A 5,023-nucleotide genomic window follows, 5' to 3' on the forward strand; every position below is an offset into this window, starting at 1 on the left:
TCCCATGCCGAAGCCGCCCGGACGTTCCGGCAGCTCGTGGACCACCGCGGCACGGACCCGTTCTCGCCACTGGTGCCGCTGGCCCAGCTCGGCCTGGCGCGCGCGCTGGCCGCCTCCGGCGACCGTGCCGGTGCCGCACAGGCCTACGACGTGCTGCTCGACTGGTGGGCCGGCGCCGACGCGTCGCTCACGCTCGCGGCGGCGGCCCGCCGCGAACGCGACGCCCTGCGCGCCTCCCTCTAGCGTCCGGCCTTCGTGATCGGGGTCACGACCACCTTGCGGAACCACACCTTGCCGTGGTCGCCCTGCAGCATGATCGGGCCCGGCTGGTCCTCGTGGGCATCGAGCGCGCCACCGGTGATCGCCTGGATGGTGGCGTTGTCGTGCACGGTCGTGCCGTTGAGCACCACCGTCACCTTGTTGCCGACGATCGTCGCCTCCATCGTCTGCCATTCGCCGGCCGGCTTGCTGGCGTTGACGGCCGGTTTGGTCCACGCGTAGATCGCCATGTGCTGGTGCTCTTCGGGCGCCTTGCCGAAATCATCCAGCACCTGCAGCTCGTAGCGCCCGCGCAGGTAGATGCCGCTGTTGCTCTTCTCGGCGACCTTGTACTCGGCCTGAATCCGGAAGTCCCTGAAGGTCCGGGTCGAGACCAGGTTGTTGGCCTTCTCCCCGTTGGTGAGGGCGCCGGCGTCGGCCACCCAGTTGAGCGGCTGGTTGGCGCGCTGGCCCTTCCAGCCCTCGAGCGACGTGCCATCGACGAGCACGACGGGAGTGCCAAAGGTGTGTGCCCCGTTGGCGTTGGCCGGGGCCCAGGTCGGCGGGCGCGTGCCCACCCACTTCACGGTGCGGTCGCCGAGCGTCACCGAACCGACGAGCGTGCCGTCCTTGACCGTGGCCGTATGGGTCTGGCCGGGGGTGGTGCCCGCCGCGGCCGTCGTGAAGCGCAGCTCGTTGCCGGCGACGACGACCGAGGCCAGCTTCACGGGGCTGCCGCCGCGATTGAGGAACCTGCCTTCGAGGGCGCCGCCCGCGTCGGTCACCTCGAGCCAGTAGACGCCCGGCGTGCCATCGGTGGGCTGGATGTTCCAGCGGCCGACGAAGGCCTTCGTGTCGGCCAGCGAGTGGGCGGCGCCGCCAAGGAGCAGCGCGACGCCCACCAGGAGAGTGGGAAGGAGTCGCATGGCCTCATGATACGCAGCCCCCTGCGAATCGCGCGAGGTCTGTCCGTCCCTCCGGACGACCCGACATGGCCTCGATTCCTCCCGCGCTCCCCGTCGTCTCCGCTCACGCGGCCGTCGCTTGTGTCCGGCCGGACAGTTCGCCGATACTGCCGGAGTTCACGCACATCACCGCCGGGATTCGCGCAGCGCGACCCGGTCCGGGTGCTCGAGAGCCGCGGCATTCCAGAGAGCCTGTGTCGGCGCACGCCCAGCAGTTCCTCGACGCCCAATCCGTCATCGCCGCCGTGATCCGCGATCTCGGTCGCCGGTATCACCTGTCGCGCGATGAGCAGGACGATTTCGCTGGCGTCGTGACCGAGCGCCTGATCGAGCAGGACTACGCGGTGCTGCGCCGCTTCGAAGGGCGAAGCAGCCTGCCGACCTACCTGCGCACGGTCATCACCCGGCTGTTCCTCGACCAGCGCGTGAAGGCGTGGGGCCGATGGCGGCCGTCGGCCGATGCCGTGTGCCTCGGCCCGACGGCGGTGGCGCTGGAGCGCCTGCTCGAGCGCCAGCGTCTGGGGCTCGAGGAAGCCATCGAGACCCTGCGCGCGCGCGACGCCACGCTCGACGACGAACACCTCCGCGCCCTCGCGGCACGGCTGCCGCGTCGGGTGACGGGACGTCGCCTCGTGGACGACGCCGTGCTGTCCACGCTGCCGGCGTCCGGACTCGCGCCCGACGAACAGCTGGCGGCGGCGGACGCGGCCCATCTGGCCACGACGATCGCCGCCGCGCTGCGCGACATCATGGCGACGGTTCCGGCACGCGACCGTCTGTTGCTCCGGATGCGTTACGAACAGGGCATGACCGTGGCCAACATCTCCCGTGCCCTGCGTGAGGAGCAGAAGCCCCTCTATCGCCACCTCGATCGCTTGCTCGCCGGCCTGCGACGCGCCCTCGAAGACCGCGGCGTCTCGGCCGCGCAGGTGCAGGAGGTGGCCGGGCTGCCGCTGGACGCTTCCGACGATCCCCCTGAGAATGACGAGCAACGGGACGTCTCTTCCAACAGGCGCCCGGACGGACCCGGGCCGGTGACAGGATGACGATAGGCAGGGAACACGATCGCGGGACGCTCGGCGCCACGGCCTGTCCGAGCGACGAGGAGATGGCGGCCTACCTCGACGACCAGCTGTCGGTCGAAGAGCGGGCGCGCGTCGAGACGCACATGGCCGACTGCGACGCGTGCGTCGAACTGCTCGCCGCGATCGTCCCTGACCTGCCGGACCCCGCGTTGGTGGAGGGGCGCGGCGCCCCCCTCCCGTTTCCCGCTCCTCCCGCCCCCGTGGAGCCGCCACCTGTCCGGCCGCGCCAACTGATGCGCTGGATGGTCCCGGTGGCCGCATCACTGGTGGTCGTCATCGGCGGTGCGGCGGCGCTGCGTCAGTGGCGCGATGCCGGCCCCGGGCTCGAGGCCCTGCGTGCCGCACACGTGGACGTGCGCCCCGTGCACGGCCGGTTGACGAGCTTCGGGCACGCACCTGAGCCGCCGACCACGCGCTCGGGCGGCCCGGCGTCGTCGGACGCCTCCCTGTCCCTGCTCGACGCCGCCGCCGCCGTCGAGGCGGCCCGTCGCGAGCGCACCGACGCGGCCAGCCGGCATGCCTACGGCGTGGCGCTGCTGGTGGCTGGCGACATCGACGGCGCCATCACGGTCCTGTCCCAGGCCGTCGCCGCGAGGCCGGACGATGTCGCCGTCCTCAACGACGCCGCCGCGGCCTGGCTGCAGAAGGCGCAGACCACCAGCGACGTCCAGGCCCGGCAGGAAGCGCGGCGCCTCGCCGAGCGCGCCACGGCGGCCGATGCCTCTCGCCCCGAAGGCTGGTTCAATCTCGCCAGAGTGGCGATGCTCGACGGCGACGACGCGGCCGTGCAGCGCGCCCTCGCCCGTCTGCGTGCGATCGAAGGCGCCTCACCCTGGGTGGAGGAACTCGCCGTCCCGTGACACCCACGTCACCACCCCGGCACACGCGAAGAACACCAGCGCGTGCAGCGTCCGGGTCGTCCAGGGCGCCCAGGGCCACGGATACGCGAAGAACGCGAAGTTGAGCGCGACGCAGGTCCAGGTCGCCAGCAGCAGGGCCCGGCGGACGTCACGGCGGGCGCCCCGCCCGGTCTCGTCTTCCAGGTCTCGCCGCCGCGTCAGCCACCACGCCGCGGCGCCCATCAGCGCCAGGGGCACCACCGCGTACAGCAACCATCCGGCCAGGGGAGCGATGGCCTGTTCCTCGTACACGAGACGACGCACCGTCTTGCCGGCGATCGGGAGCAGCGTCCCCGGCAACGCCAGCACCGCCGGCGCCCATCGTCCCTCGGCGACCAGGGCGAGCGGCAGCACCCCCATCAGGAGCGTGATGTCGGCATAGCGACCGAGGACCGGGACGTCGGTGAACTCGGCCAGCACCAGCAGCACGACGTGCGTCGTGATCCCGACCCATTCGAATCCGGCAGGCAGCGACGTCACGGCGGGCGTCGTCATCGGGGCCCACGCGTGGCGATGGCGCCAGGCGCCCCAGGTGACCGCGGTCCCCATCACGGCGCCGAAGGTCGTCTCCATCGTGTTCCACCAATTGATGTGCGGGTCCAGGCTGGCCCACACGCCGGAGGCGAACATCTCGGGGTTCCACGCATGCCAGGCCTGCAGGCTCTGCCCGAGGGGAAACCCGAGGCCGCCGCCGACCACCCCCCAGCGCAGCAGGCGGAGCGTCGCGGCATCACGACGGACGACGCGGACGTAGCCGGCGAGGGCGACCAGGGCCACGAGCAGTCCACCCCAGACTTCGCGGCGCGGCGTCAGCGACGGCGCGTCAGGCTGCCAGTGCCAGTCGGCGGAGAAGTAGAGGTGAGGCAGCACGCGCGCGTCGGGGTCGAACGGGGCGTTGAAGAGCCACGTGCCGACGAAGGTGGCGCCCACGAGCGCGAGCATCAGGAGCGCCATCTCGCGGGCGCGATAGCGCACCGGGCTCAGCCCCATGCCGAGGCAGGCGCCGAACCACCCGATCCACACGGCGCCCTTGAGGGCGACGCCGAGGAGGCTCCAGCGGAGGGCGTCCCAGTGCCCGACCAGTGCCGGATCGTGTGACAGCCCCAGCGTCTGGCCGTAGGTCATCGCGCCGCCGAAGCCGACGCCGATCGTCCCGAAGGCGACCGCTCGGAGTGCCGCGTGCCGACTCGCGTCGGGACGGATACCGAGGACGATCACCAGCGACACGAGCAGGCCGGCAATCATCGCGCCGGTCTCGTGTCCGTACTGCCCGCGGATGCCCCAGCCCATGGCCCCCGCCGCGGCTCCCGCCAGTACCAGTCGCATTGCCGTCCCCACGCCCGAGGCCTCCCGCCATGTCCTCACGTCAGTGCGAAACCAACACCCGACCTCGTGCGTCCGTTTTCTTGAGGACGGTCGCTGCCGCGCCGGCGTCCTCCGTTTCCCAGCGCGGCGGGAGTGAAGAACACATCATGCGTCGCTCCATCCTGTCTGCCCTGTTCGGAGCTCTGCTCGTGGCCTCGCCCGTGATCGCGTCTGACGCCAAGATGACGTCCACGTGGGGCGGTGGCGAGCTGCTTCGTGTCGATACAGAGAAGAACGTCATCCACGTCCGTCAGGGCGCGGAAGAACTGGTCTACGAACTGGCCTCCACGGCGCAAGTGAAGCAGGGCCGCAAGACCGTGCCCACCGCCGAACTCGCGTCTGGCCTTGGCCAGCGTCTCGTCATCCGGTACGCCACCGACGGCACCCGTCGCGTGGCCGAGCGCATCACGGTGCAGCCGACCCGCGGGGGCCGCGCGAACGCGGGCGCGGG

At 71.6% G+C, this 5,023-nt stretch carries 6 protein-coding genes; 4 read left to right on the forward strand and 2 right to left on the reverse strand.

Features of this window, described 5'->3' with window-relative positions; all coding sequences use genetic code 11:
- Positions 1-243, forward strand: a 243-nt coding sequence (locus tag Q0C41_RS29590; RefSeq protein ID WP_291990301.1) for a hypothetical protein, incomplete at its 5' end; no start/stop codon positions are given.
- On the opposite strand, the gene Q0C41_RS29595 is transcribed toward Q0C41_RS29590, so the two are convergent.
- Positions 240-1,184: a DUF1080 domain-containing protein gene (locus Q0C41_RS29595; RefSeq protein ID WP_291990303.1), complete on the reverse strand. Its 945-nt coding sequence runs from the start codon at positions 1,182-1,184 to the stop codon at positions 240-242. The two genes, Q0C41_RS29590 and Q0C41_RS29595, sit on opposite strands and share 4 nt — an antisense overlap.
- 233 nt (positions 1,185-1,417) lie before the next feature.
- Here Q0C41_RS29595 and Q0C41_RS29600 point away from each other — a divergent pair, with 233 nt between their 5' ends.
- Positions 1,418-2,269 carry a sigma-70 family RNA polymerase sigma factor gene (locus tag Q0C41_RS29600; protein ID WP_291990305.1) on the forward strand — a complete coding sequence of 284 codons (852 nt, stop codon included), beginning with the start codon at positions 1,418-1,420 and terminating at the stop codon, positions 2,267-2,269.
- Complete coding sequence (locus Q0C41_RS29605; RefSeq protein WP_291990307.1) at positions 2,266-3,168, forward strand: zf-HC2 domain-containing protein; 903 nt, start codon at positions 2,266-2,268, stop codon at positions 3,166-3,168. Before Q0C41_RS29600 ends, Q0C41_RS29605 begins: the two co-directional genes overlap by 4 nt.
- Here the strand turns inward: Q0C41_RS29605 and Q0C41_RS29610 are convergent.
- Positions 3,136-4,572 (reverse strand): hypothetical protein, encoded by a 1,437-nt coding sequence (locus tag Q0C41_RS29610; protein ID WP_291990309.1) that lies wholly within the window; start codon positions 4,570-4,572, stop codon positions 3,136-3,138. The two genes, Q0C41_RS29605 and Q0C41_RS29610, sit on opposite strands and share 33 nt — an antisense overlap.
- A 107-nt stretch (positions 4,573-4,679) precedes the next feature.
- On the opposite strand from Q0C41_RS29610, the gene Q0C41_RS29615 reads away from it, so the two are divergent.
- Positions 4,680-5,023 (forward strand): hypothetical protein (locus Q0C41_RS29615; protein ID WP_291990311.1); only part of this gene is annotated, 344 nt, incomplete at its 3' end.

Origin of the sequence: Luteitalea sp., assembly GCF_022842525.1 — a bacterium.
Lineage (GTDB): Bacteria > Acidobacteriota > Vicinamibacteria > Vicinamibacterales > Vicinamibacteraceae > Luteitalea.